Origin of the sequence: Methylobacterium terricola (assembly GCF_006151805.1) — a bacterium.
Lineage (GTDB): Bacteria > Pseudomonadota > Alphaproteobacteria > Rhizobiales > Beijerinckiaceae > Methylobacterium > Methylobacterium terricola.
On record NZ_VDDA01000040.1, the window covers coordinates 1 to 24,788 of the forward strand.

A 24,788-nucleotide genomic window follows, 5' to 3' on the forward strand; every position below is an offset into this window, starting at 1 on the left:
TCAACCGCGCCCGCCGCTTGCCCGTCCGCTACGAACGCCGCGCCGACATCTACGAGGCCTTCACGTTCCTGCAGGCAAGCCTCATCACCCTCCGCCAGATCAGGCGGTTCTGTTAGGCGCTCTTATGCCGCCTATCAAATCAATGCGCAGCTGATGACCAAGCCGCTGCAGGTCTACCTGGTCCTGGCGGCGATCTACTTCATCATCTGCTTCTCGTTGAGCCGCGTCGTGCACCTGGTCGAGAAGCGCATCGATGCGAGCCGCAAGGCTCCGGTGGCAGCGGGAGGCGCGGCATGATCGTCTTCGACAAGGTCGAGAAGTGGTATGGCGACTTCCATGCCCTCCGCAACGTCTGCGAGACCGTGACGGCCGGGGAGGTCGTGGTGGTGTGCGGGCCGTCGGGCTCCGGCAAGTCGACCCTGATCCGGACGGTCAACCGGCTCGAGCCGATCCAGGGCGGCCGCATCACGATCGACGGGCGCGACATCCACGGCCCCGGCATCGACGTGAACGGGCTGCGCAGCCGGATCGGCTTCGTCTTCCAGCAGTTCAACCTGTTCCCGCATCTGAGCGCGGCGCGCAACGTGATGCTCGCGCCGATGCGGGTGCATCGGATGCCCGAGGCGGCGGCGCGCGAGGCGGCCCTCGCTCTGCTGGACAAGGTCGGCCTCGCCCACAAGGCGGACGAGTTTCCGCCGCGGCTCTCGGGAGGCCAGCAGCAGCGCGTCGCCATCGCCCGGGCCCTGGCGATGAAGCCGCCCGTCATGCTGTTCGACGAGCCGACCTCGGCCCTCGATCCCGAACTCGTCGGCGAGGTTCTCGCCGTCATGAAGCAGCTCGCCGCCGAGGGCATGACGATGGTCTGCGTCACCCACGAGATGGGCTTTGCCCGCGAGGTCGCCGACCGGGTGATCTTCATGGATGCCGGTGCGGTGCTGGAGCGCGCCGGGCCCGAGGACTTCTTCCTCAGGCCGCAGCATCCGCGGGCGAAGAAATTCGTCTCCGATATCCGCCACGCCTGACCGCCAGGCGCAGCGGAAAGTCTGGCGCCGGCCCGCGCGCCTCGATCGCCGGCTTATGTCCCGGAGCCGTCCACCACCGGGCCGACGAAGACGTCCTGCCACTTGGCGGGCGCGGCCTTGAGCAGGCCGTTGCGCGCCATGAAGGTCGCGAAGCGCATCACGCCCTGCGGCTGGATCCCCCACTCGCCCGACGCGGCCTTCAGCACCGCCTCGATCTCGTCGAGGGAGAGGGACGATTTCTCGGAGGCGAGGAAGATCTCGGCCGCCTTGCGCGGCTCCTTGCGGATGTAGTCCTGCGCTTCCGCGATGGCCGCCACGACGCCGCGGGCCGCGGCCTCGTTGGTCTTCATGAAGGCGCCCGTCGTCGCGAGCAGGCCGCTCGTGACCTTCTCCCCGAGGTAGTCGGAGAAGTAGAACAGCCGATGCGCCTTGCCGCTCTTCTCGACGATGTCGCTGTAGGGATGCGGGGCCGCATAGCCGACGATCGTTCCGCCCGCGAGGAGCGAGGCCGTCGCGTCCGGGTGCGGCAGCTGCACCATCATCCGGTCGAAGCGGCGGGCACCGCCTTCGCCGAACGCCTTCTCGGCCGCCATGCGCACCAGAAGACCTTGCTGTCCGGTGGTCGAGGTAACGGCGATGCGGTCGTCGGGCTTGAAGTCCGCCATCGACGTGATGTCGGCACGATTCACGTAGAGCCCGTTGTCGCCGGCCACGAGCGCCGCGAGGCCGCGCACGTTGAGGGAGCCGCGCGTCTTCTCGGCCGCGATCAGCATGCCGGGCAGGCCGTAGGCACCGATATCCACCGTGCCGCTGATCAGCGCGTCGTTGATGGCGGGGGCGCCGCTGATCTTCTGGATCGCCACCGTCCTGCCGGAGGCGCCGGCTGCGGCGAGCTGGCGTTCGAAGAACCCGAGCTTCTCGGCCACGACGACCGGCAGGTAGGCGTATCCGTACTGGATCGCGATGGTCACCGGCTTCGTGTCGGCGGCGTGGGCACGGGATGCGGAGGCCAGGGCCACGAGGCCGGCCGCCAGCAGCGGCGCGGCGATGCGCCGGGTGATCCCCCGCATGCGGAGACGGGTCATGGTTCCTCCCTCAGTTTTTAGAACGCCGTTGCAAAAACAAACTGGCGGGCTACAACCCATCTGTCAATGCGTGCCCACGCGGTGGCGCCGGGAGGAAGACGATGGTCGGATGTCAGGTCCTCGAACGCCGCCGGCCGGCGGCGGCGGAGGTGGTGGCCCGGCTCCGCGTCCCCTTCGGCGACGTGGGGGTGGTCCCCGCGGCCGCGCTCGCCGGGAAGGCCGCCAAGGACACCGGGCCCAGGCCGATGGCGGCCGTCGGGACCGGCACGAACGATCGCTCCTGGGCCGACGCCTCGCTGGCCCGGCTCGGCGGCGTGATCGAGGATTGAGGATGGCCGGCGCCGCGCCCCCCGGCACGCCCCATCTCGGCGTGCGGCCCGACTGGCTCGCGCTGACCCGGGAGCCGGCCCTCGAGCCCGACCTGCCGATCGTCGACGCCCACCATCACCTCTGGGATCGGGGCGAGGGGCGGTACCTCTTCGACGACCTGCTCGCCGACATGAATGCGGGCCACGACGTGCGGGCCACGGTCTTCGTGCAGAGCCGCTCGATGTACCGGCCGGACGGGCCGGAGCCGCTTCGGCCCGTGGGCGAGGTCGAGTTCGCGAACGGGATCGCCGCGCAAGCCGCGAGCGGCCTGTATGGCCGTCGCGCGGCCTGCGCGGCGATCGTCGCCTGCGCCGACCTGACCCTCGGCGCCGCGGTGGCGCCGATTCTCGACGCCCTCGACCGCGCGGGCGGCGACCGCCTGCGCGGCATCCGCAACCAGACCGCCTGGCACGCCCATCCCGAGGTCGTCTCGAACCCGGTGCCGCCGAAACCCGGCCTGCTCGCCCATGCGGGGTTCCGCGAGGGTGCACGCCTCCTCGGCCGGCGCGGGCTGACCCTCGACGTCTGGGCGTACCAGACGCAGCTCGCCGAGGTGGCGGCACTGGCCGATGCCTGTCCCGACACGACGATCGTCCTCGACCATTGCGGAGGTCCGATCGGGGTCGGCCCCTATGCGGGCCGTCGTGCCGAGGCCTTCGCCGAGTGGCATGCCGGCATCGCGGCGCTCTCACGCCGACCGAACCTCGTGGTGAAGCTCGGAGGGCTGGCCATGCGGGTCGGCGGCTACGCCTTCCATGAGCGCGCTCGGCCGCCGGGCTCCAGCGAGCTCGCGGAGGCGTGGCGGCCGGTGATCGGCGCCTGCCTCGACCTTTTCGGTCCGCAACGCTGCCTGTTCGAGAGCAACTTCCCGGTCGACAAGGGCATGGTCTCCTACGGCGTGGTGTGGAACGCCTTCAAGCGCGTCGCCGTGGGAGCCTCGCCCGCCGAGAAGGCGGCCCTCTTCCACGGCACGGCCTGCCGCATCTACCGCCTCGACGCCGCGGCGATCGCGAGCGTCCCCTGACGGGCTCCGGCCCGCCCCGGGACCGTCGTCCCGGCCCGGAACCCGGCCACGGACCTCGCGGTCCCGCCGCTCCCGGGACGCCTGCTCGTGGTCGAGCCCTCGGCGGATCCGGGCTGCGCGCCGGTCTCGACGTCACAGGAGCAGCCATGTATTCCCATGCCGGTTGAAGTGCTTAGCTCGCGTACGGGGGTCGGGATGGCGAACGGCAGGACCCGTGCCCGGCCCAAGGTGGAGGGGGTCGCCTCCGCCGACCGGCTGCTCACCGTGCTCACCGCCTTCCGGCGCGGCGACGACGCCCTGGACCTGGCCGAGCTCGCCGCGCGCACGGACCTCGTCAAGAGCACGATCATGCGCCTGTGCGTCTCGCTGGAGCGATTCGGGCTCATCGAGCGGATTCCGGACGGGCGCTACAGGCTCGGCACGGAGATCGCGCGGCTCGGCTCCGTCTACCTGCAATCCTTCGCCCTGGAGGCGCACGTCATCCCGGTGCTCGACCGCCTCGTGGCGGCCTCCGGCGAGACGGCCTCGTTCTACATCCGGCGCGGCGAGCATCGGCTCTGCCTGTTCCGCGTCGACTCGCCGTCACCTCTGCGGATGCATGTCCGTCCCGGCGACCTGCGGCCGATGGACGAGTCCTCGATCGCCCAGGTGCTCGATCGCTTCGACCCCGTGCATGGCTCCGCGCGTCCCGTGGCGCTTCCGCTCTTCTCGCACGGCGTGACGGATCCCCACGTGTCCTCATGCGCCGTCCCGGTCTTCGGGGCGGGCGGTCGCCTGGTCGGCGCGCTCGCCATCTCGGGCCCGGCCTCGCGCCTGACCGGCGGGCAGGTCGCGGCGGTCGCAGCCCTCCTCGTCGAGAGCGCCGCGACGCTCACGCGGACGCTCGGAGGTGACGCGGGCTGTTAGCGCAAGCCGCGAATAAAAATCAGAACGCCGTTGCAAAACACACTTTGCAACGGCGTTTCGATGTGTTTTGGTATCCCCAACGAACGGTGGTCGCGCTGCGCCGACCCCGACGAACGACGGACATGCGAGGTCCGCGGAGGGAAACGACCGGCGGGTCGACGGCGCTTCGCGCCCGTCTCTCGAGACATCCTCCACCTCGCGGTGTCCTCTCGACAGGGGAGGGGGTTGAACATGGGTGCGCCGATTCCCGTCACGGGTGCCCCGCTCCCGGCGCCGGCACAGCGCCATGCGGACGAGACCGGCCTGCACGCCGCCTTGGCGGGCCGTCCGCGCCGCCCGCCGACATCGCCGCGGCGGAAGGGGACCGAGGCCATCCTCGTGCGTGCCGCCCACGTCGCCGACGCGGTGCAGGCGGCCGCCTCCAGGCTCACGGCGATCGCGAAGCACGGCACCAGCGCGGACACGATCGACCCCGACGCCGCCGCGGCAATCCGAGGCTCATCGCTGCCGGCGCCGATGCTTCAGCCGCGGCGGAGCATGCGCTCGGCCCGACGGTGCGCCGGACCGCGCCGGCGCGGCACCGCTTCGACCGGCACGCGCCGATAAACCCGGAGGCCGCCGCGGCGGCCTGAGCGCCGTGGGCGCGACGATCGGCACCGGCACGGGGCCGGGCCCGGAGCGCAGGCAGGACGCGCGTGCGCACCCGTGAACGGCGGGGCCGCCGACCGCCCGGATTCCACGACGACGACAAGACTTGACGGAGGGGAAGCATGGCCGTGATCACACGACGAGAGGGATTGCTGGGTCTGGTCGCGGCTGGGGCGCTCGCCGGCGCGGGTCCGGCCCGGGCCCAGGCGAAGAAGACGGTCTCGATCGCGATCCAGTTCGGGACGAGCCACCTCGCCACCACGGTCGCCGACAAGCTCGGGCTCTTCGCCAAGCACGCGAAGGCGAACGGCATCGCCGACACCGCCTTCGACGTGCGCCGCGTCAGCGGCTCGCCCGCGATCAACGACGGCATCTTCAGCGGCACCTTCGACGTCGGCGCCTACGGCCCGACCGCGCTGCTGGCCGCCTGGCTCAAGACCCGCGGTTCCTACGACCTGCGCGGCATCGCAGCCTGCAACGAGGGCGTCCTGACGCTCTACACGAACGACCCCGCCATCCGGTCGATCGCCGACATCAAGCCGTCGGACCGCATCGCGGTGACCGCGACCACGTCGCCGCAGGCGATCCTGCTGCGGATGGCCGCCGAGAAGCTCTACGGCCCGGGCCAGTCCGGGCGCTTCGACAAGCAGATGGTGGCGCTGCCCCACCCCGACGCGACGACGGCCCTGATCTCCAAGTCCTCGATCTCGCTCTATTTTGCGGCGCCTCCCTTCATCAGCACCCTCGAGGCCTCGGGCAAGTGCACGAGGGTGGCGGACGGCCAGGAGATCATCGGCGGTCCGTATTCGGGAGCCTTGCTCGCCACGACCGGCAAGTTCGCCAGCGCCAACCCGGCCGCGGTCGCCACCATCGTGGCCGCCCTCAAGGAGGCGATGGACGTGATCCGCAACGACCCGAATCGCGTGGCGCAGATCTACCGGGAGGTCGAGAAGACCGCCCTCTCGGCCGACGAGGTCGCCGCCGCGGTGCGCGCCCAGACCTTCACGGTGGAACCGCGCGGGATCATGGCCTTCGCGGGCTTCATGAAGCGCAGCGGCGAACTCAAGGAAGCGCCCGCCCGCTGGCAGGACGTCTTCGTCGGCCCGATCACGCAGGGAGCAGGCGCCTGATGCTCGCCGTTCGTCCGAACCCCTTGCCCGCAGCAGGCCCCGCCGGAGCGACGCTCCTCTCGGTCAACGGCGTCACCCTCCAGTACAAGACGCGCGACCGCCTCGTCACCGCGACCTACCGCGTCTCCTTCGACGTGGCGCGCGAGGACCGCTTTATCCTGCTCGGCCCCTCGGGCTGCGGGAAGTCCACGCTCCTCAAATGCGTCGCCGGGTTCATGACCCCGACCGAGGGCGACATGCGGCTCGAAGGCCGGATCATCGACCGGCCGGGACCCGACCGCATGATGGTCTTCCAGGAGTTCGACCAGCTCATGCCCTGGATGACCGTGATCGAGAACGTGATGTTCCCGATGCGGCGCACGGGGCGCTTCCCGGGAAGCGAGATCCGCGACCGGGCCCGGCGCGCGACGGAGAAGGTCGGGCTCGGCCGCTTCCAGGACGTCCACCCCCACCAGCTCTCGGGCGGCATGAAGCAGCGCGTGGCCATCGCCCGCGCCCTCGCGATGGAGCCGCAGATCCTGCTCATGGACGAGCCCTTCGCCGCCCTCGACGCGCTCACCCGCCGCCGCATGCAGGAGGAGCTGCTCCAGCTCTGGGACGACGTGCGCTTCACGCTGCTCTTCGTCACCCATTCGATCGAGGAGGCGATCATCCTCGGCTCGCGCATCCTCGTGCTGACCCCGCATCCGGGGCAGGTGCGCGCCGAGCTCGACGCCACCGCCTACAGCCACGAGCACCAGGGCGACGCCGACTTCATGGCCTTCACCCGCAAGATCAACGGCATGCTGTTCGGCACCGAGGAGACCGCGCATGACTGACCTCGCGCCGACGGGGGCCCGCGGCATCGCCCGACCCGACATCGAACGCACGACCACGGATGTCAGCGAGATCGGCGACATCAGCCGTCCGATCGGCTTCTGGGAGGGCGTGTTCGCAATCACCGCGGTGCGCCGCGCCCTGGTGCTCGTGGCGCTCGCGATCGTGTGGGAGGTCTACGCCCGCACGCTCTCGAACCCGCTGATGTTCCCCTCCTTCAGCGACACCCTGGTCGCCTGGTGGTCGGACGTCGCCTCGGGGCGGCTGCCGAGCGCGGCGATCACCTCGCTCCAGGTGCTCCTCATCGGCTACGGCACCGCCATCGCGATCTCCGCCGTGATGACGACGCTGGCGGTGGCGACCCGGATCGGCACCGACATCCTGGCGACGCTGACCGCGATGTTCAACCCTCTGCCCGCCATCGCCATCCTGCCGCTGGCGCTGCTCTGGTTCGGCCTCGGCACGACCTCGATCGTGTTCGTGATCGTCCATTCCGTGCTCTGGGCGGTGTCGCTGAACACCTTCACGGGCTTCCTGTCGGTGAGCCAGACCCAGCGCATGGCCGGGCGCAACTACGGTCTCGGCGGCCTGCGCATGGTCGTGTTCATCCTCATCCCCGCGGCCTTCCCGTCGATTCTCGCCGGCCTGAAGATCGGCTGGGCCTTCGCCTGGCGGACGCTGATCGCGGCCGAGCTCGTCTTCGGCGTGTCCGGCAACGCGGCCGGCCTCGGCTGGTACATCTTCGAGGCGCGCAACGCGCTCGAGACCGCCAGCGTCTTCGCCGGCCTACTCACGGTGATCCTGATCGGCCTTGCGGTCGAGGGCCTCGTCTTCCGCACCATCGAGACGATGACGGTGCGCAAGTGGGGCATGCAGAACCACTGATACCGCAGCGCCGTCGAACGAACTCGTTCGACGGCGCAAGGCAAGCCCGAACGGGCGTCGGTGCCGATCGTGTTCGCTCCGTCCGGAATCCGACGCGAGGCTGGAACGGGCACGGTGCCGGATATCGTCACGAAACTGGGCGATGCCAGCAAGGTTTGGAGAGAGGGCGATGGACGAGGGCACGGTTGCGGATGTCGACGTGCCGGCGGTTCCTCGCCCCCGTGCCACCCGCGAGACCTCGCCGAAAGCTCTGCTCGACGTCCTGTGCCTCGGCGATTTCGAGGCGCATGCCAGGCGCCGGCTGCCGCGACCGCTCTTCGGCTACATCGCCGGTGCGAGCGAGACCAATGCGTCGCTCGCGCACAACAATCGATCGTACCGGCGCTACGGCTTCAGGCCCCGCGTCCTGACCGATGTGGCGCGACGAAGCCAGCGCCGATCCCTGCTCGGCTCGGACTACGCCGCCCCGTTCGGGATCTCGCCGATGGGCATCAGCGCCCTGATGGCGTATCGGGGCGATCTGGTGCTGGCGCAGGCGGCGGAGGCCGCGCACATCCCGATGATCATGAGCGGGTCGTCGCTCATCCGGCTCGAGGACGTCGCGGCGGCTGCGCCATCGTCGTGGTTCCAGGCCTACCTCCCCGGAGAACCGGACCGGATCGACGCGCTCGTCGATCGCGTCGCGGCCGCAGGCTTCGGCACGCTGGTCCTCACCGTCGACACGGCCACGCTCGCCAACCGGGAGAACAACATCCGAGCCGGGTTCTCGACACCCCTTCGACCGAGCCTCCGGCTGGCCTGGGAGGGCGTGTCGCATCCGGGCTGGACGATCGGGACGTTCCTGCGCACCCTCATCCACCACGGCGTGCCGCATTTCGAGAACTCCTACGCGACGCGCGGCGCGCCGATCATCGCCCGATCCGTGATGCGCGATTTCCGCAAGCGCGATCACCTCAACTGGGCACACCTCGCGCGAATCCGCGCGCGCTGGTCCGGCAAGCTCGTGGTCAAGGGCATCATCCGGGCGGACGACGCACAGGCCGCCGTCGCATGCGGTGCGGACGGCATCGTCGTCTCGAACCATGGAGGCCGTCAGCTCGACGGGACCATGGCCCCCCTCGACGCTCTGCCGTCCGTGGTCGGCGCGCTCAAGGGCCGGGCCGCCGTCATGATCGATGGCGGGATTGCCAGGGGGACGGACGTGCTGAAGGCCCTGGCCCTGGGCGCCGACTTCGTGTTCGTCGGCCGGCCATTCCTCTACGCCGCCTCGGCGTTCGGCAGGCATGGCGTGAGCCGCGCCATCGTCCTCCTGAAGGAAGAAATACACCGTGACATGGCGCTGCTCGGCATCAACAGCCTTGCCGAGCTGGACGAGAGCTTCCTGTGGCAGAGCGATCGATCGCCGCCCCTGGGGTGACCGGCGCAATCCGTCCCATCGTGCCGGCCGGCCGAGCGCTGCCCGGTCACGTTGCTCGGTCGTTCATCGATCTGAGCGCGCCGCCGCCCGCGCATGCCCGCATGACTGCGCTGCCGGCGTGAATGACGGTTCGGCGAAGAGAGCACGTCGTCGCCAAGAACGGAATCCGTTCTGAGTCACAGCCCGACACGTCACACTTCGCGATCCGGGACCGTGCCGATCGTTGCCGTTTCCATGGACATGGCGGCGAGGAACATGGCGGCGAGGCGCTCCAGCGCCGGAACCACCCGCTCCGCCGGCGCGAAGGATGGCCGGCAGACCGAGCCGATGCGTGCAGCCTCGACGCCGAGGCGATAGCGGCCATCGTCCAGGCGCTCGACGAGGCCGAACGTTTCGAGCGCGTCGGTGCCGGACGGGTACGCGGTCAGGATCGTCAGCACCCGCTCGGCCGAGGCGACGCCTTCGCGCCTTGGTCTCGGTCGGGCGTCTTTCGGCATCCCTCTCACCCTCGCTCGCGACTCCGCCGAGCCGGTCCGCTGCCCGAGGACGTCCCCCGGCCCCGATGCGATCGGGTGAGGCCGCCAAGTCTCCGATCCGAGATATTTTTCCTGAGGTGACGGCATACGGCCCGGCGGGAGACGCGCCCGTGCCGCGACGGTACCGGCCGTTCCTGCGGCATTCGGGAGGGCGGGGGCGAGCACCGGGCGCTTGACCCATCCGGACGACGCATCTATGAAAAACGAAACGACGTTGCAAAAAATCAGGGAGCAAGCGCCGTGACGCGGCCAGGACCGGTGCAGCCGGCATTCCCATCACGCCCTGCGGTCCACGAAACGGCCCTTCGTCGCAAGACGGCGCGGCGCGTCCTGCCGTCGTGCCGGGCCGCTCTCCGGGCCTGAGGCCGGCATCTCCGCACCGAAGCCCTCGCACAAAAGATCCCAAAGCCAAGATCCCGAAGCAAAGATCCCGAAGCAAAGATCCGGATGCCATGATCCCGCACCTCACCTCCGCTCCCGAGACGGCACCGCTCCCCGCGGCCTTCTGCGCCGAGCTGCGGGCGCGGGGCTTTGCCGGAGACCTGTCGCTGTCGCCGGCCGACCGCACCGTGCTGGCGACCGACAACTCGATCTATCAGCTCACCCCGCAGGCGATCGCCTTCCCGCGCGACTGCGACGACCTCGTGCGGATCGCCAAGCTCCTCGCCGAGGACCGCTTCGCCGCGATGCGGATCGCGCCCCGGGGCGGCGGCACCGGCACCAATGGCCAGTCCCTCACCGACGGGCTCGTGGTCGACCTGTCGCGGCACATGAACCGGATCCTGGCGATCGACCCGCAGGCCCGCACGGTCCGGGTCGAGGCCGGCGTGGTGAAGGACCAGCTCAACGCGGCGCTGAAGGCCCACGGGCTGTTCTTCGCCCCCGAGCTCTCGACCTCGAACCGCGCCACGATCGGCGGCATGATCTCGACCGATGCTTGCGGCCAGGGCTCGTGCCTCTACGGCAAGACCCGCGACCACGTGCTGGCGCTGACCACGATCCTCTCCGACGGCACGGTCTGGCAATCCGAGCCCCTCGACGCGGCCGGGCTCGCGGCGGTGCAGGCGCGGCCCGACCGGGCCGGCGCCATCCACCGCGCGGTCGACCGGCTCCAGCGCGAGAACGCCGCGCTGATCGCCGAGCGGTTCCCGCCCCTCAACCGCTGCCTCACCGGCTACGACCTCGCCCACATCCGCCGTGCCGACGGCCGGTTCGATCTCAACGCGGTCCTGTGCGGCTCGGAGGGCACCCTCGGCTTCCTGGCGGAGGCCACGCTCAACGTCCTGCCGCTGCCGAGCCACGTTGCCCTGGTCGTCCTGCGCTACGCGAGCTTCGACGCGGCGTTGCGCGATGCGCGGGCGCTCGCCGATCTCGCGCCGGCCTCGATCGAGACGGTCGATTCCAAGGTGCTGGCGCTGGCCCAGGGCGATCCCGTCTGGGACGGCGTCGCCGCCTTCTTCCCCGAGGATGCGGCCGAGCGGGCCCGGGGCGTCAACCTCGTCGAATTCGTCGGCGACAGCGAGGCCGCGGTGGCCGCCGCGCTCGCCCGCCTCACCGCCCTGCTCGACACGGCCGGCCAAGGGGTCGGTCAAGTGGTCGGTCAAGCGGCCGGGCGGCGCGGCTACACGGTGGCCCGCGGCGAGGCCGAGGTCGCCCGGCTCTGGACCATGCGCAAGAAGGCGGTCGGTCTTCTCGGCAACCAGAAGGGCGAGGCGCGCCCGATCGCCTTCGTGGAGGATACGGCGGTCCCGCCGGAGAACCTCGCCGACTTCATCGCCGAGTTCCGGGCCGTCCTCGACCGGCACGGCCTCGATTACGGCATGTTCGGCCACGTCGATGCCGGCGTGCTGCATGTCCGGCCGACGATCGACATGAAGGCGGCGGGCGCCGAAGCGCTGGTGCGCGCGGTGACCGAGGAGGTCGTCGGGCTGACGCAAGCCTATGGCGGGCTGCTCTGGGGCGAGCACGGCAAGGGCGTGCGCTCGGAGTTCTCGCCCCGGTTCTTCGGCCCGCTCTACCCGGCGCTCCAGGCGGTGAAGGCCGCCTTCGACCCGCGAAACCAGTTCAATCCGGGCAAGATCGCGGCGCCGGAGGGGGCCGCGCTTCTCACGGTGGACGGCGTGCCGACCAAGGGCGGGCGCGACCGGGCGATCCCGGCCGAGGTGCGGGCCGGTTACGACGAGGCCCTGCACTGCAACGGGAACGGCGCCTGCTATTCCTGGGATCCGGACGAGGCGATGTGCCCGTCCTGGAAGGGGACCCGCGAGCGCCGGCATTCGCCGAAGGGCCGCGCCCAGCTGATGCGCGAGTGGCTGCGCCGGCTCGCGGTGCAGGGGGTCGACCCGCTGGCGGAGGCGCGGTCCTTGCGGGCCCGACCGGGCTGGCTCGGGTTTCCGGCCCGCCTCGCCGCGACCCTGCGGCGGCGGGACGACGACTTCTCGCACGCCGTGCACGAGGCGATGGCCGGGTGCCTGGCCTGCAAGTCCTGCACGGGCCTGTGCCCGATCAAGGTCGACGTCCCGACCTTCCGGGCGAAGTTCCTCGAGCTCTATCACGGCCGCTACCTGCGGCCCCTGCGCCACCACGCGATCGCGGCCCTGGAGCCGCTGGCGCCCTGGCTCGCCAAGGCCCCGCGCCTCGTCAATGCCGCGATGGGGCTCGGGGCGGGGAGGGCGGTCGGGCTCGTCCACGCGCCGGCGCTGTCCGGGATCGATCTCGGGCGGGAGACGGCGCGGCGCGGCGTGGCCCTGGCCGAGGCGGGCGCCCTGGCGCGGCTCTCGCCGGCCGAGCGGCTGGCGAGCGTCGTCGTGGTGCAGGACGCCTTCACCAGCCACTACGACACGCCGGTCCTGCTGGCCCTCCTCGACCTGCTGATGTGCTTAGGCATCCGGCCCTGGCTCGCGCCCTTCCGCCCGAACGGCAAGCCGCTGCACGTCCACGGCTTCCTCGGGCGGTTCGAGCGGGTCGCGGCCGCCAACGCAGCGGGTCTCGACCAGCTCGCCGCGACCGGCGTGCCCCTGATCGGCCTCGACCCGTCGATGACCCTAACCTACCGCTCCGAGTACAAGCAGGCTCTCCCGGGGCGCGACCTGCCGCGGGTCGCGCTCGTGCAGGAATGGCTCGCCGCGCGCCTCGGCGGCCGCGCGGCCGGTTCCGAGGGCGAGCCCTACTGGCTCCTGCCGCACTGCACCGAGCGGGCGACGGCGCAGCCCGCCGTGGCGGCCTGGACGCATGTGTTCCAGGCTCTCGGCCTGCGCCTCGCGGTCCTGCCGTCGGGCTGCTGCGGCATGGCCGGCACCTACGGCCACGAGGCCGAGAACCGGGCGACCTCCGCGCGCATCTACGGCCTGAGCTGGGCGCAGCCCGTGGCCGAGAAGGGCCGGACCGGCCGCCTTCTGGCCGACGGCTACTCGTGCCGCTCGCAGGCGAAGCTCGTCGACGGCGTGCGGCTGCCGCATCCGGTCGAGATCCTGCGCGACCACGTCCTGCGCAGCCAGGCGGCAAACACCTCTCCCGCGCCCCGCCTCGCGGCGGCGGCGCACTGACCCCGACACCACAGGAGCCCACTATGACGGAGCGCACGCAATTCCGGTTCGGCCTCGTCGGCTACGGCGAGATCGGCAGCACCCTCGGGGCGGGCCTGCGCGGCGCCGGCCTGGAGAGCATCGCCTGCTACGACAGGTACGCCTTCGACGGGCCCTACGCCGACCTGATCCAGGGTCGGGCGCAGAAGGCCGGGGTCACCCTGGTGCGCTCGAACGCCGAGCTCGCGGAGGCCGCCGACCTGATCGTCAGCGTGACGCCCGGCGCCGCCTCGCTCGAGAGCGCCGACGCCTTCGCACCGGTGCTGTCGCAGCGCCACACCTTCCTCGACTTCGCCTCCGCCACCCCGAAGGTGAAGCAGGGCGTCGCCGCGCGCCTCTCGGCCACCGGCGCGCTCCTCGGCGACGGCGCGATCGAGGGTACGCCTTTGCACGGCTATTCCATGCGGATGCTGTCGAGCGGCCCGGCGGGCGAGCGCGTGCGCGACCTGCTGGTGCCCTGGGGCATGCAGATCGCCTTCATGGGCCCGGCGCTCGGCACGGCGTCCGGCATCAAGATCCTGCGCTCGGTGCTGATCAAGGGCATCGAGGCGCTGCACGACGAGATGCTGCTCGCGGCGCGCCAGTACGGCATCGACGAGGTGGTGCTCGCCTCGGCCTCCAAGACCCTGGACCGGCCGTGGATGGACACGGTGAAGAGCCTGACCCCCTCCGGCGTCATCCACGCCAAGCGCCGGGCCGAGGAGCTGGAGATGTCGGCTGAGGCGGTCGCCGATTCGGGCGTCGAGCCGATCATGGCCCGGGCCATCGCCCAGCGCCTGCGCTGGAAGGAGGGCCTGGGGCTGAAGGACCACTTCAAGGGCGTCGTGCCGGCCACCTACCAGGAGGCGCTGGACGCGATGGTCGAGAAGGCGGGGTTGAAGGCGAAGCAGGCCTGAGCTTCGGCACCCCAAGGCCAGTTCGAGGCCCAAAGGACCTCACACCCTCCATCGTCATTCCGGCCTCCGCTGCGCGGCGCCGGAACGACGCGGTGGGCGTCAGATGTCCTGAGCGAAACCGACATTCCCAAACCTGGAGCAACCCCATGTCCATCGGCTTCAAGATTCATCCCCGCACCCGCACGGTCGACGCCGCCACGGTCGAGAAGTACAAGGCGATCGCGGTCGCCAACATCAGCGACTCGATGCTGCGCATGACCCATGGCGGGCCGCGGCTCCGGCCGATGCATGCCGGCGGCGTGCTCTGCGGTGTCGCCCTGACCGTCAAGGCGCGCCCGGGCGACAACCTCATGGTCCATGCCGCCCTCAACCGCGTGAAGCCGGGCGACGTCATCGTCGTCGACGCCGGCGGCGACCTGACCAACGCGATCGTCGGCGAGCTCATGCTCTCCCATGCCCAGCAGGTCGGCTGCGCGGGCATGATCATCAACGGCGCCGTCCGCGACTCCGGTTGGATCAGGGCGAACTCGTTTCCGGTCTACGCCGCCGGCGTGACCCATCGCGGTCCGTACAAGAGCGGTCCCGGCGAGGTGAACTGCACGATCGCCATCGACGGGATGGTGATCGAGCCCGGCGACCTGATCGTCGGTGACGACGATGGCGTCGTCTGCGTGCCGTACAACCTGACGGAACAGGTCTTCGCCGCGGCCGACAAGAAGCAGCAGGGCGAGGCCAGGACCATGGCGGCGATCAAGGCCGGCACCGTCGACCGGTCCTGGGTCGAGCGCGAGCTCGAGAAGGCCGGCTGCGAAGGGATCTGACCCGACGGCCTCGACAACCAACAGTCAACCGGGAGGACGGGACGTGAGCGCCACCATCGACGACCCGCAGACCCTTGAAGCGACGACCATGCGCCGGGTGATCCTCCGGCTCGTGCCGTTCCTGATGGTCTGCTACTTCTTCGCCCTGCTCGACCGGGTGAACGTGGGCTTCGCTGCCCTGCAGATGAACCACGATCTCGGGCTGACGCCGGCGATGTTCGGCTTCGCCGCGAGCCTGTTCTTCATCTCGTACTTCCTGGTCGAGGTCCCCAGCAATCTGGCGCTCCAGAAGGTCGGTGCGCGGCGCTGGATCGCCCGGATCATGATCACCTGGGGACTGATCACCATGGCGATGGCCCTGGTGGTCGGGCCGTACTCCCTCTACACGATGCGCTTCGTTCTCGGCGCGGCGGAGGCCGGCTTCTTCCCCGGCGCGATCCTGTACCTCACCTATTGGCTGCCGAGCCGGTACCGGGCGCGCGTGCTCGCCACCTTCACGGTCTCGATCCCGCTCGCCACCTTCCTGGGTTCGCCGCTCTCCGTCTCGCTGCTGGAGCTCGACGGCCTCCTCGGTCTCAAGGGCTGGCAGTGGCTGTTCGTGCTCGAGGGCCTGCCGACCGTGCTCCTCGGCATCACCTGCCTGTTCGTGCTGACCGACAAGCCGAAGGACGCGACCTGGCTCACGCCCGCGCAGCGCGGCTGGCTGGTCTCCCGCCTCGCCGAGGAGGCGTCGGGCAAGACGCCGGTCGGCCATCTCTCGCTCTGGGCGCTGGCCCGCAACAAGTACTTCCTCACCATGGCGCTGGTCTGCGCCGGGGCCTCGGCCACCGGCAGCACGCTCTCGGTGTGGCAGCCGCAGATCATCAAGTCGTTCGGGCTCACCAATCTTCAGACCGGCTTCGTCAACTCGGTGCCGTACGGGATCGCCACGGTGCTGATGATCCTGTGGGGTCGCCACTCGGACCGCCGGGCCGAGCGCACCTGGCACACCGCCGTCCCGCTGCTGCTCGCTGGATTCGGCCTCGCCTTCCTCAATCTCGCGGGCGGCATCACGATGACGATCGTGGCGGTGTCCTGCGCCCTCGTCGGCGCCTACGCCTTCAAGGGACCGTTCTGGGCGCTGTCGTCCGGCTGGCTCTCGGCCGGGACCCTGGCGGCGGGGCTCGCCGGCATCAACGCCATCGCCAACCTGATCGGCGGCGGGCTGATGGTGAACGTCGTCGGCCTGGTGAAGACGTCGACCGGCAGCTTCGCCCTCGGCCTGCTCCCGGTGGCGCTCCTCGACGTCGCCGCCGCCGTCAGCGTGCTGATGATCAGCCGCTCCCACGCCCGCGCCGTACGGGCGCAGGCGGTGCCGGCCTGATTTCCGATCCCCGCGAGGCCCCGATGTTCTTCGCTCCCCCGCCGGCCGTCACGGCCGAGATCTTCACCCGCCTGCCGGACCGCTACCGTGCGCGCAAGCCCACCGCCTGGGCGAACGCCAATCGGGGCGGCGAGCCGATCGATTCCTTCCTCGAAGGGCCGGTCTTCGACCGCCAGGGCCGGCTCTACGTCACCGACATCCCGCACGGCCGGATCTTCCGGATCACGCCCGACGGGGCTTGGGACCTCGTCGCCGAGTATGACGGCTGGCCGAACGGGCTCAAGATCCACCGCGACGGGCGGATCTTCATCACCTGCTACAAGAACGGCATCATGCTGCTCGATCCCGACAGCGGATCGGTGACGCCGTTCCTCGACACCGCCGGCTCCGAGGGCTTCCGGGGCGTCAACGACCTCACCTTCGCGCCGAACGGCGACCTCTACTTCACCGACCAGGGCCAGACCGGCCTGCAGGACCCGACGGGCCGTGTCTACCGCCTGCGCGCGTCCGGCGAGCTGACCTGCCTGGTCGATACCGTGCCGAGCCCGAACGGCATCGTGATCGATACCGCGATGAAGAGCCTGTTCGTCGCGGTCACCCGAGCCCAGCAGATCTGGCGCATCCCGCTCGGGTCGAGCGGGCTGGTGTCGAAGGTCGGGGTGTTCGCGCAGCTCCACGGTGGGATGGGCGGGCCGGACGGCATCGCGCTCGACGAGGACGGCTGCCTGATCGTCGCCCATACGGGCTTCGGCTCGATCTGGCGGCTCTCGCCGGTGGCCGAGCCGCTGCTGCGGGTGACCTCCCCCGCCGGAATCTCGACCACCAACGTGGCGTATGGCGGGCCCGATCGAAAGACCCTGTTCATCACCGAATCCGCCACCGGCAGCATCCTGACGGCGCCGATGCCGGCCCCCGGCCAAGTCCTCTTCTCACACGCCTGAGAGTACCGATGAGCACGATGACCCGGCGCGACCATCTCGCGCTCCTGGCGACCGGTTCCTTGGTGACCGGGCTCGCCGTCGGCGCCGCCGGCCCGGCCGCCGCCCAGGCCGTGCGCTGGTCCGGCGGCACCGGGAAGCCCCGGATCGCGGTCCCGGCGAACGCCACCGACTGCCACCACCACATCTACGATGCCCGCTTCCCCCCGGCGCCGGCCTCGACCCTGCGCCCGCCGGATGCGAGCGTCGAGGATTACCGGGCGCTTCAGCGCCGCCTCGGCCTCACCCGCAACGTCGTGGTGCAGCCGTCGACCTACGGCACCGACAACCGGTTGCTGGTGGAATCGCTCGCGGCCTTCGGGCCGAGCGCCCGCGGCGTCGCGATGCTCGATGCCGGCGTCAGCCCGGACGAGCTGCGCCGCCTCGACGCAGCCGGCATCCGCGGCGTGCGCTTCGGCACGCGCCTGCCGGGCGGCGCCCCGATCACCGATCTCGAGCCGGTCGCCCGCAAGATCGCCGATCTCGGCTGGCACATCCAGCTCGTCTCGGAAGGCGAGAAGATCCTGGAACTGCGCGAGGTGCTGGAGCGCCTGCCGGTCCCGGTGGTGTTCGACCATATGGGCCACCTGCCCGAGCCGGCCGGGCCCGATCATCCGGCCTTCCGGGTCATCGCCGACCTGATCGCCACCCGCGGCGCCTGGGTGAAGCTCACCGGCGCCTACATCCTGTCGAAATCCGGCCCGCCGGCTTACGCCGATCGCGGCCGGCTCGCCCGCGCCTATGTCGCGCTCGCGCCCGAGCGGTTGGTCTGGGGCTCCGACTGGCCGCATCCCACCTCGCCGGCCGAGGGCAAGCCCGACGATGCCGGCCTGCTCGACCTCCTGGCCGAATGGGCGCCCGATCCGGCCGTGCAGGCGAAGATCCTCGTCGCGAATCCGGCCCGGCTGTACGGGTTCTGACAGTCGTCCGATCATTCGGCGAGGCGGCGCGCGCCTCCGTTTGGCCCGCGAAACCGCCGCCGATCACCGGCACGTCGACGGACCCGGGCCGTCTCCCCACGCCCGTCGGCCGCGCGCCAGTCGGCACCGGGCATGATCGCCGTCGATACCGCCGCGCCGTCGAGCGGATCCGTTCGACGGCGCAAGCCACGCCCGAACGGGTGCCGGCGCTGATGGGCCGGACGCCTTGGCATCGACGCGTCGATGCCAAGGCGCGAGGGTACGAGAGGTCGATCTCCGCCTCGACGGGCACGCGGAGGCGCGTGAACTTAATCGGGCGGGCGCGCGTCCGGGGCGAGCGTCGAGCCCGGCGGCCAGCGATCACCGCGAGGTCGCGGTCGGCCTGGAAGCGGGCCGAGACCGCCCGCCGACCATCGTGGATGCCCACGTCCCTGTCGACCACGACCGCGTGCTTGATGTCGTCATGCGCACCGTCACCGCGGGGATGTGCCGCGCCCGCGCGAAGGCCGTCTCCGGGTCGCCGCGGCGGACGGCGCGCTCGCTGACCTCGTTCGTGCCGACGCCATCGCAGAGGGCGGGCGCATCGATGCCCACGGCGCTGACCACCTCCTGGTCTCCCTGCACCAGCATACCGGCTCAGACTAGTCAGGTGCCGGCGGGTCAACGCGAGGTGGCGGCGCGCCGAATGCTGCTCCACGTCAGCGCTTGTTCCTGGAAACCCACGTCACTCGACCAGACGGATACGTATCGCCGGTCCATTTCTTGCCTCTGGCTCAGCCGGTGCACCCATCAAGGTTGACCGACCTGGAGATCCTGGATGAGCCGATCCCTGCATACGGATGAGGAGATTGCCTTCCTGCTGGACGAGGCGGCCCGCGGCATCCCGATCGCCGAGATCTGCGTCAGCGCCAAGATCTCGCTCGGCACCTTCTATCGATGGCGACGGCGGCTCGGGGGGCTCAAGCCCGCGGGCGTGGCCCGCCTCGACCAGATCGAGAAGGAGAATGCGGTGCTGCGGGCGGAGGTACAGCGCCTGCGCGCCGCGATCGTCGTCAAGCCGTGGCGGAGGGAGCCAAGCCAGCCGGCCGCCTCCGAGCGCACGGCTCAGCGCCCGGGGCCTCGCTATCGCAGCGGCGAGTCCTGCAATGGCCGCTTCGCCTTCGTGCGAACCGCGAGCTAGCGCCGCCCCCATGGCATGGTGACGTGCCGAGCGACGTTCCTCGAGACCGCGCCAGCCCCGGGAGACATGGGCTGAAAGGGCTGGCGCGCGTTGCGTCTATTGTCCGGCGAGCGCCATCTTGGGCATCAGCATGTGCACGCCTTTGTTGCCATCCACCGTTTGGGTGATCCGCAGGTTTCCGGCGAGTGAGCACAGCATGTAGGCTTGGTTGCGGGTCAGGCTCGTGCGCTCGCAAACGAGTCTCACCATCTCCCGCACGGCCTGCCGCATGGCTTCGTCGAGGCTCTCATGCAAGCCGATCGACATCAGGTCGGTGGGCGTCTCGGCGAAGGGCCACGCGCCCGTGAGGTCCTTGCGCACGGTGAGCCGGAAGGTGCCGGTCAGGCCCGTCTCCAGCGCGGTGATGCAGACCTCGCCATCGCCCTGCACGCCGTGGCCGTCGCCCGCGTAGAAGCCCCCGCCGGGGTTGAAGACCGGCAGGTAGAGCGTGGTGCCGACCCGCATCTCCTTGTTGTCCATGTTGCCGCCGAAGGCGCGGGGCACCGGCGAGCCGACTCGCCCCCAGGCGGCGGGCGGGGCGGTGCCCATGATGCCGAAGAACGGATCGAGGGGCAGCTCCGTCCCCCAGGGCAGGCGACAGACTCCGCGTGCGGTGTCGATGTCGGCATGGATCGTCTCGTAGTCGGTGAACTCGTCCGGCAAGGTGCCGAGCAGCGGCATGATCGACACGAAGCCCCAGTCCAGACGGAACGTCAGATCGAGGATGTCGACCTGCAGCATGTCGCCGGGCTCCGCACCGGCGACATGAACCGGTCCGGTGACGAAGTGCGGACCGCCGCCGGGCGTCAGCGTATCGAGGGCGTGGAGCAGGTCGGCGGGCACGCGGGCCGGGTCGGGATGGAGCGACTCGCGTCCGCCCGCCGGGTGCGAGTGCAGGGTGACGGTGTCGCCGGACTCGACCGTCAGAACCGGCGGCAGGGCGGCGTCGAAATAGCCGAGCACCATGGTCTCGGGGGTGGCGGGGATCTCGTGATGGGTGGACACGGCGTCTCCTGGATCGTGCGTCAGACGGCGATGTGACGGGTGAGGGTCTCGTGGTTCAGCGTCGCGGGGTCGCCGCGCGCGACGACGCTGCCGCGGGACAGCACCACCACGGCGTCGGCGGCCCGCAGCGCGAAATCGAGATACTGCTCCACGAGCAGCACGGTGATCCGACCTTTGAGCCCGGCGATCACCGTCTCGATGGCGGCGACGATCGACGGCTGGATGCCCTCCGTCGGCTCGTCGAGCAGAAGGGCGCGGGGTCGCGTGGCGAGCGCGCGGGCGATGGCGAGCTGCTGCTGCTGGCCGCCCGAGAGGTTGCCCCCCGGCCGATGCCAGAGCCCGCGCAGGGCCGGGAACAGGTCGACCGCCTCGTCCACCGCATCGGTCCGCTCGAGGCGGTGAGCCCGGGCTGCGACACGCAGGTTCTCGGCGACGGTGAGGTCGGGGAAGATCTCGCGCCCCTGCGGCACGTAGGCGAGGCCTGCCTGGGCGCGCCGGTCGGAGGACAGGCGCGTCAGCTCGGTCCCGTCGAGGGCGATCCGGCCTTGGCTCACCGGGATGAGTCCGGTGAGGCAGCGCAGCAGCGTGGTCTTGCCGGCGCCGTTGCGGCCGAGCACGGCGAGGCAGGAACCCGGCTCGACCGCGAGGCCGACCCCGCGCAGCACCTGCGCGCTGCCGTAATGCTGATCGAGTCCCTCGACGGCGAGGCGTGCGGGTGCGATGGCCTGGGTCATCGTCCGAGAAAGACCTCGATCACACGGGCATCGCTGCGGGCGCCCTGCATGCTGCCCTCGTAGAGCGTGCGGCCCTCGTGCAGCACCGTCACCCGATCGGCGATGGCCTCGACGAAGCCCATGTCGTGCTCGATCACCAGGATCGCCCGGTCCGGCCGGCGCAAGCCTCGGATCAACGCGGCGGTCTGGGCGGTCTCGGCGTCGGAGAGCCCGGCCACGGGCTCGTCGAGCAGGAGGAGCGCGGGCTCGGCGGCGAGCACCATGCCGATCTCCAGCCATTGCTTCTCGCCGTGGGCGAGGCTGCCGGCCGGCACCGCGGCTCGCGGCGCGAGTCCGATCTCGCCGAGGACCGCCGCGACGCGAGCGACGCGGTCGCGCCCGCGCGAGGCAGGGCCGCAGCCGATCTCGAGGTTCTCGCGCACCGTGAGCGCCGGGAAGACGCTGGGCTTCTGGAACTTCCGGCGCACCCCGGCCCGGGCGATCTCGGCCTCCGAGCGCTTCGTCAGGTCGATGCGATCGCCGAGCATCACCCGGCCGGAGACCGGCTTCGTGACGCCGGAGATCACGTCGAGCAGCGTGGTCTTGCCGGCGCCGTTCGGGCCGATCACGGCCCGCACCTCGCCGGGATCGATCGCGAGCGAGACGGAATCGAGCGCGGTGAACCGGCCGAAGGCGACCGTCAGGGCATCGACGACGAGGGCGCTCATCGGGTCCCCCGCAGCCAGGTCGGGCGCAGGCGCCACCCGACGAGGTCGAGCAGGCCGTTCGGCAGGACCAGCACCACGAGCAGCACCAGCCCGGACAGGATGAAGGGCCACGCCTCCGGCATCGCCGCGCTGAGCCAGAACTTCAGGCCGTTGACGAGGACCGCACCGATCACCGCCCCGCCGAGCCGCCCCAGGCCGCCGATCGCCACCCAGACGGCGATCTCGATCGAGAGGTCGGGGGCCAGGACCCGCGGGTTGATGATGCCGACCTGCGGCACGTAGAGGATGCCGGCTAGCGCGGCGATCATGGCCGAGAGGCACCAGATCGCGAGCTTCAGTCTGGTGGTGCTGTAGCCCAACGTGCGCAGGCGGGTCTCGTCGTCGCGGCAGGCGAGCATCCGCCGCCCCACGGCACTGCCGACGAGGAGCCGCGTGCCCGCGAGCACCGCCGCCAGCGTGAGGAGAGCGGCGACCGCAAGCCCGGTGACGACGCCCGGCGAGCCCATCGGCCAGCCGAACAGCAGGGGAAAGCCGGTCATGCCGTTGTTGCCGCCGAGCCCGGTATCGTTGCGGTACATCAGCAGCATCGCGACGTAGACGAGGGCCTGGCTGATGATCGAGAAGTAGACGCCGTTGACCCGCGATCGGAACGAGGCGAGCCCGAACACGAAGGCGACGAGTCCGGCGAGCCCCAGCGCGAGGATCAGCGCGTAAGCGCCGTGGTCGAGCCCCGCCCAGTAGGCCGGCAGGCTCTTCCAGCCCATGAACTGCACGAAGTCCGGCAGCACGCCGGTCTCCGCGACGCCGTGCGCCAGCAGGTGCATGGCGCAGACGTAGCCGCCGATGGCGAAGAACAGGCCGTGCCCCAGGCTGAGGATGCCGAGATAGCCCCAGACCAGATCGAGGGCGACGGCGAGGATCGCGAAGGCCGCGAGCTGGCCGAGGGCGTTGACGAGGTACGGGGCGGGGGGCGCGGCGAGGATCGCGGCCGCGGCCGCGAGGCAGAGCCCGACGAGGCCCGCGATCAGGGGATCCCGCACGCCTCGCCCCGCCGGCCCGGCCGCCGCCGCGAGGGTGGTCTGCATGGCGCCGTTCATCGCCGCCGCCTCGCCGCGAAGAGGCCCTCGGGCCGGCGCTGCAGGAACAGGATGATGCCGACGAGGACGATCACCTTGGCGGCGACGGCTCCCGAGATCGGCTCGATCAGCACGTTGGCGCCGCCAACCCCGAGGGCCGCCACCAGGGTCCCGGCGAGGCTGCCGACGCCACCCAGCACCACGACCATGAAGCTGTCGACGATGAAGCCCGAGCCCATGCCGGGGTTGACGCTGTAGATCGGGCAGAGCGCCACCCCGGCGAGGCCTGCCAGGCCCGAGCCCAGCCCGAAGGCGAGGCGGTCCACCCGGCGGGTCGGCAGACCGAGACAGGCGGCCATGTCGCGGTTCTGGGTCACGGCACGGATGTCGAGCCCGAGCGGGGTACGGCGCAGGATCAGCAGCGTCAGCGCCAGCGTGGCCGCCGCGAAGCCGATGGCGAAGAGGCGGTTCCAAGTCATGACGAAGTCGGCGTAGAGCGGGACCCCGCCGCTGACATAGGCCGGCATGACGAATTGCAGATTCTGGGTGCCGACGGCGACGCGGACGACATTCACCAGGAACAGGCTCACCGCCCAGGTGGCGAGGAGGCTCATCAGCGGGCGCCGGTAGAGATGGCGCAGGATCAGGGCCTCGACGACGATGCCCACCAGGGCGACCGCGATGAAGGCCACCGGGATGGCGGCGAACAGGTACAGGTCGAGCAGGCCGGGGGCGAGCCGGCGGAAGGCCTCCTGCACGCCGTAGGTGGTGTAGGCGCCGAGCATGATGAACTCGCCCTGCGCAAGGTTGATCACGCCCATCAGCCCGAAGATGATCGCAAGGCCGGCGGCCACCATGAACAGGATGCTGGCGAAGCTCAGTCCATTATAGACGACCGCGAGACCGTCCCCGATCGCGACCGCCCGCGACACCTGCGCGAGGCCAGCATCGAGGGCAGTGCGGAATGCCGGATCGGTGGCGTAGGCGGGATCGCTCTTGAGGGCCGCGAGTCGCGCCTGCGCGGCCCCGGACGGATTGGCGGCCACGGCCGCGATCGCCCCCCGACGCCGGGCCGGGTCGGGCGACGACAGGGCAGCCGCCTGGGCGAGTCCGGCGATCGATGCTCTGAGCGCGGGATCGCGCTCCGCGTCGCGAGCGCGGTCGAGCACGGCCGCCGGGACGGTGGCGATGCGCCGCTCGAGCGCCGCGAGGCTGGCGGCGCGGGCGGCCACGTCCGGGCCGGTCAGCAGCGCGACGATCCCGCGCGCGGTCTCGATGGCGGCGCGCTGGCGAAGGCCGAGAACCGGCACGCGCGCGTCCGCGGAGGCGCGGGGCACGCCCGTGACGGCATCGCGACCCTCGGGGGCGCCTGGGCGGTCGAGCAACAGGGCGCCCTCCGCCGGGCAGGCGAGACGGCGCTCGGCCAGCGCAGCGAGGAGGCTGCCGGCGAAGGCGAGATCGGCCGCCGGGAGCTCGGCGGCCGCTTGGACGAGGGTCTCGGCTCCGCGGACCTGCGCGGCGCCGTCGCCGCAGAGATCCGCCGCGACGGCCGCGCGGTCGAACGGCGCGGCAGAGGCCGGAAGCGCCAAGCCCGCCAGACACAAGCCCACCAGACACCAGAGCGCGAGAAGCGCCCGGACGGAGTGCC

Annotated in this window: 24 protein-coding genes and 1 pseudogene; 18 read left to right on the top strand and 7 right to left on the bottom strand. The window is 71.0% G+C overall.

What is annotated here, in order from left to right:
• The 3 genes and pseudogenes from FF100_RS33200 to FF100_RS33205 all read left to right on the top strand — a co-directional run.
• Positions 1–116: pseudogene (locus FF100_RS33200) on the top strand (IS5/IS1182 family transposase); the annotation flags it as partial.
• Between the two features lie 37 nt (positions 117–153).
• Positions 154–297, top strand: coding sequence for a hypothetical protein (locus FF100_RS37410; RefSeq protein WP_171070434.1), 144 nt, complete (start codon positions 154–156; stop codon positions 295–297).
• Entirely contained in the window at positions 294–1,022 is a 729-nt protein-coding gene (locus FF100_RS33205) for an amino acid ABC transporter ATP-binding protein (protein ID WP_139040294.1), read from the top strand. Before FF100_RS37410 ends, FF100_RS33205 begins: the two co-directional genes overlap by 4 nt.
• 53 nt (positions 1,023–1,075) lie before the next feature.
• Here the strand turns inward: FF100_RS33205 and FF100_RS33210 are convergent, their stop codons facing one another.
• On the bottom strand, positions 1,076–2,107 hold the full coding sequence (locus FF100_RS33210; RefSeq protein ID WP_171070435.1) for an ABC transporter substrate-binding protein: 1,032 nt from the start codon (positions 2,105–2,107) through the stop codon (positions 1,076–1,078).
• 101 nt (positions 2,108–2,208) lie between these two features.
• Between FF100_RS33210 and FF100_RS33215 the strand changes: the two genes are divergently transcribed.
• The 8 genes from FF100_RS33215 to FF100_RS33250 all read left to right on the top strand — a co-directional run bounded on the left by FF100_RS33215 (position 2,209) and on the right by FF100_RS33250 (position 9,302).
• Entirely contained in the window at positions 2,209–2,436 is a 228-nt protein-coding gene (locus FF100_RS33215; protein WP_139040296.1) for a hypothetical protein, read from the top strand.
• A gap of 2 nt (positions 2,437–2,438) precedes the next feature.
• Positions 2,439–3,500, top strand: a complete 1,062-nt coding sequence (locus FF100_RS33220) for an amidohydrolase family protein (RefSeq protein ID WP_139040297.1) — start codon at positions 2,439–2,441, stop codon at positions 3,498–3,500.
• A gap of 195 nt (positions 3,501–3,695) precedes the next feature.
• Positions 3,696–4,406, top strand: coding sequence for an IclR family transcriptional regulator (locus tag FF100_RS33225; RefSeq protein ID WP_139040298.1), 711 nt, complete (start codon positions 3,696–3,698; stop codon positions 4,404–4,406).
• A 231-nt stretch (positions 4,407–4,637) separates the two neighbouring features.
• On the top strand, positions 4,638–5,012 hold the full coding sequence (locus tag FF100_RS33230; protein WP_139040299.1) for a Rossmann-fold NAD(P)-binding domain-containing protein: 375 nt from the start codon (positions 4,638–4,640) through the stop codon (positions 5,010–5,012).
• Positions 5,013–5,176: 164 nt separating this feature from the next.
• Positions 5,177–6,184 carry an ABC transporter substrate-binding protein gene (locus FF100_RS33235; RefSeq protein WP_139040300.1) on the top strand — a complete coding sequence of 336 codons (1,008 nt, stop codon included), beginning with the start codon at positions 5,177–5,179 and terminating at the stop codon, positions 6,182–6,184.
• Positions 6,184–7,002 (top strand): ABC transporter ATP-binding protein, encoded by an 819-nt coding sequence (locus FF100_RS33240; RefSeq protein WP_139040301.1) that lies wholly within the window; start codon positions 6,184–6,186, stop codon positions 7,000–7,002. The genes FF100_RS33235 and FF100_RS33240 overlap by 1 nt, the downstream gene beginning before the upstream one ends.
• The gene (locus tag FF100_RS33245; RefSeq protein ID WP_139040302.1) at positions 6,995–7,885 is read left to right on the top strand and encodes an ABC transporter permease; all 891 of its coding nucleotides are present in this window, start codon (positions 6,995–6,997) and stop codon (positions 7,883–7,885) included. Before FF100_RS33240 ends, FF100_RS33245 begins: the two co-directional genes overlap by 8 nt.
• Positions 7,886–8,054: 169 nt before the next feature.
• Positions 8,055–9,302: an alpha-hydroxy acid oxidase gene (locus tag FF100_RS33250; protein WP_139040303.1), complete on the top strand. Its 1,248-nt coding sequence runs from the start codon at positions 8,055–8,057 to the stop codon at positions 9,300–9,302.
• 191 nt (positions 9,303–9,493) lie between these two features.
• Here FF100_RS33250 and FF100_RS33255 read toward each other — a convergent pair whose 3' ends face one another.
• Positions 9,494–9,799 (bottom strand): hypothetical protein, encoded by a 306-nt coding sequence (locus tag FF100_RS33255; protein WP_246102663.1) that lies wholly within the window; start codon positions 9,797–9,799, stop codon positions 9,494–9,496.
• 491 nt (positions 9,800–10,290) lie between these two features.
• Between FF100_RS33255 and ydiJ the strand changes: the two genes are divergently transcribed.
• The 7 genes from ydiJ to FF100_RS33290 all read left to right on the top strand — a co-directional run bounded on the left by ydiJ (position 10,291) and on the right by FF100_RS33290 (position 19,579).
• Positions 10,291–13,383, top strand: a complete 3,093-nt coding sequence (gene ydiJ / locus FF100_RS33260) for a D-2-hydroxyglutarate dehydrogenase YdiJ (protein ID WP_139040304.1) — start codon at positions 10,291–10,293, stop codon at positions 13,381–13,383.
• A 23-nt stretch (positions 13,384–13,406) separates the two neighbouring features.
• Complete coding sequence (locus FF100_RS33265) at positions 13,407–14,318, top strand: DUF1932 domain-containing protein (protein ID WP_139040305.1); 912 nt, start codon at positions 13,407–13,409, stop codon at positions 14,316–14,318.
• 146 nt (positions 14,319–14,464) lie between these two features.
• Entirely contained in the window at positions 14,465–15,139 is a 675-nt protein-coding gene (locus tag FF100_RS33270; protein WP_139040306.1) for an RraA family protein, read from the top strand.
• An 88-nt stretch (positions 15,140–15,227) separates the two neighbouring features.
• The gene (locus FF100_RS33275; protein WP_139040318.1) at positions 15,228–16,502 is read left to right on the top strand and encodes an MFS transporter; all 1,275 of its coding nucleotides are present in this window, start codon (positions 15,228–15,230) and stop codon (positions 16,500–16,502) included.
• 23 nt (positions 16,503–16,525) lie between these two features.
• The gene (locus tag FF100_RS33280) at positions 16,526–17,443 is read left to right on the top strand and encodes an SMP-30/gluconolactonase/LRE family protein (RefSeq protein WP_139040307.1); all 918 of its coding nucleotides are present in this window, start codon (positions 16,526–16,528) and stop codon (positions 17,441–17,443) included.
• Positions 17,444–17,451: 8 nt separating this feature from the next.
• Positions 17,452–18,399 (top strand): amidohydrolase family protein, encoded by a 948-nt coding sequence (locus tag FF100_RS33285; protein WP_139040308.1) that lies wholly within the window; start codon positions 17,452–17,454, stop codon positions 18,397–18,399.
• A gap of 817 nt (positions 18,400–19,216) precedes the next feature.
• Positions 19,217–19,579, top strand: a complete 363-nt coding sequence (locus tag FF100_RS33290; protein ID WP_139040309.1) for a transposase — start codon at positions 19,217–19,219, stop codon at positions 19,577–19,579.
• A gap of 96 nt (positions 19,580–19,675) precedes the next feature.
• Here the strand turns inward: FF100_RS33290 and FF100_RS33295 are convergent, their stop codons facing one another.
• The 5 genes from FF100_RS33295 to urtB are packed head-to-tail and all read right to left on the bottom strand — an operon-like array spanning position 19,676 to position 24,729.
• Complete coding sequence (locus FF100_RS33295) at positions 19,676–20,623, bottom strand: acetamidase/formamidase family protein (RefSeq protein WP_139040310.1); 948 nt, start codon at positions 20,621–20,623, stop codon at positions 19,676–19,678.
• A 20-nt stretch (positions 20,624–20,643) separates the two neighbouring features.
• On the bottom strand, positions 20,644–21,357 hold the full coding sequence (gene urtE / locus FF100_RS33300; protein WP_139040311.1) for an urea ABC transporter ATP-binding subunit UrtE: 714 nt from the start codon (positions 21,355–21,357) through the stop codon (positions 20,644–20,646).
• Entirely contained in the window at positions 21,354–22,064 is a 711-nt protein-coding gene (locus FF100_RS33305; RefSeq protein ID WP_139040312.1) for an ATP-binding cassette domain-containing protein, read from the bottom strand. Before FF100_RS33305 ends, urtE begins: the two co-directional genes overlap by 4 nt.
• Positions 22,061–23,149, bottom strand: coding sequence for an urea ABC transporter permease subunit UrtC (gene urtC, locus FF100_RS33310; protein WP_425463379.1), 1,089 nt, complete (start codon positions 23,147–23,149; stop codon positions 22,061–22,063). Before urtC ends, FF100_RS33305 begins: the two co-directional genes overlap by 4 nt.
• 8 nt (positions 23,150–23,157) lie before the next feature.
• On the bottom strand, positions 23,158–24,729 hold the full coding sequence (gene urtB, locus FF100_RS33315) for an urea ABC transporter permease subunit UrtB (RefSeq protein WP_246102665.1): 1,572 nt from the start codon (positions 24,727–24,729) through the stop codon (positions 23,158–23,160).
• Positions 24,730–24,788: the final 59 nt, after the last annotated feature.

What these genes read in the sequence shown, in the direction of transcription:
- FF100_RS33210 (WP_171070435.1), bottom strand. Translation starts at nt 2,107, where the DNA reads ATGACCCGTCTCCGCATGCGGGGGATCACCCGGCGCATCGCCGCGCCG.
- FF100_RS33230 (WP_139040299.1), top strand. Translation starts at nt 4,638, where the DNA reads ATGGGTGCGCCGATTCCCGTCACGGGTGCCCCGCTCCCGGCGCCGGCA.
- FF100_RS33240 (WP_139040301.1), top strand. Translation starts at nt 6,184, where the DNA reads ATGCTCGCCGTTCGTCCGAACCCCTTGCCCGCAGCAGGCCCCGCCGGA.
- FF100_RS33285 (WP_139040308.1), top strand. Translation starts at nt 17,452, where the DNA reads ATGAGCACGATGACCCGGCGCGACCATCTCGCGCTCCTGGCGACCGGT.
- FF100_RS33250 (WP_139040303.1), top strand. Translation starts at nt 8,055, where the DNA reads ATGGACGAGGGCACGGTTGCGGATGTCGACGTGCCGGCGGTTCCTCGC.
- FF100_RS33205 (WP_139040294.1), top strand. Translation starts at nt 294, where the DNA reads ATGATCGTCTTCGACAAGGTCGAGAAGTGGTATGGCGACTTCCATGCC.
- FF100_RS33255 (WP_246102663.1), bottom strand. Translation starts at nt 9,799, where the DNA reads ATGCCGAAAGACGCCCGACCGAGACCAAGGCGCGAAGGCGTCGCCTCG.
- FF100_RS33220 (WP_139040297.1), top strand. Translation starts at nt 2,439, where the DNA reads ATGGCCGGCGCCGCGCCCCCCGGCACGCCCCATCTCGGCGTGCGGCCC.
- urtC (WP_425463379.1), bottom strand. Translation starts at nt 23,149, where the DNA reads ATGCAGACCACCCTCGCGGCGGCGGCCGGGCCGGCGGGGCGAGGCGTG.
- FF100_RS33265 (WP_139040305.1), top strand. Translation starts at nt 13,407, where the DNA reads ATGACGGAGCGCACGCAATTCCGGTTCGGCCTCGTCGGCTACGGCGAG.
- ydiJ (WP_139040304.1), top strand. Translation starts at nt 10,291, where the DNA reads ATGATCCCGCACCTCACCTCCGCTCCCGAGACGGCACCGCTCCCCGCG.
- FF100_RS33235 (WP_139040300.1), top strand. Translation starts at nt 5,177, where the DNA reads ATGGCCGTGATCACACGACGAGAGGGATTGCTGGGTCTGGTCGCGGCT.
- FF100_RS33275 (WP_139040318.1), top strand. Translation starts at nt 15,228, where the DNA reads ATGCGCCGGGTGATCCTCCGGCTCGTGCCGTTCCTGATGGTCTGCTAC.
- FF100_RS33280 (WP_139040307.1), top strand. Translation starts at nt 16,526, where the DNA reads ATGTTCTTCGCTCCCCCGCCGGCCGTCACGGCCGAGATCTTCACCCGC.
- urtE (WP_139040311.1), bottom strand. Translation starts at nt 21,357, where the DNA reads ATGACCCAGGCCATCGCACCCGCACGCCTCGCCGTCGAGGGACTCGAT.
- FF100_RS33290 (WP_139040309.1), top strand. Translation starts at nt 19,217, where the DNA reads ATGAGCCGATCCCTGCATACGGATGAGGAGATTGCCTTCCTGCTGGAC.
- FF100_RS37410 (WP_171070434.1), top strand. Translation starts at nt 154, where the DNA reads ATGACCAAGCCGCTGCAGGTCTACCTGGTCCTGGCGGCGATCTACTTC.
- FF100_RS33225 (WP_139040298.1), top strand. Translation starts at nt 3,696, where the DNA reads ATGGCGAACGGCAGGACCCGTGCCCGGCCCAAGGTGGAGGGGGTCGCC.
- FF100_RS33245 (WP_139040302.1), top strand. Translation starts at nt 6,995, where the DNA reads ATGACTGACCTCGCGCCGACGGGGGCCCGCGGCATCGCCCGACCCGAC.
- FF100_RS33215 (WP_139040296.1), top strand. Translation starts at nt 2,209, where the DNA reads ATGGTCGGATGTCAGGTCCTCGAACGCCGCCGGCCGGCGGCGGCGGAG.
- FF100_RS33270 (WP_139040306.1), top strand. Translation starts at nt 14,465, where the DNA reads ATGTCCATCGGCTTCAAGATTCATCCCCGCACCCGCACGGTCGACGCC.
- FF100_RS33305 (WP_139040312.1), bottom strand. Translation starts at nt 22,064, where the DNA reads ATGAGCGCCCTCGTCGTCGATGCCCTGACGGTCGCCTTCGGCCGGTTC.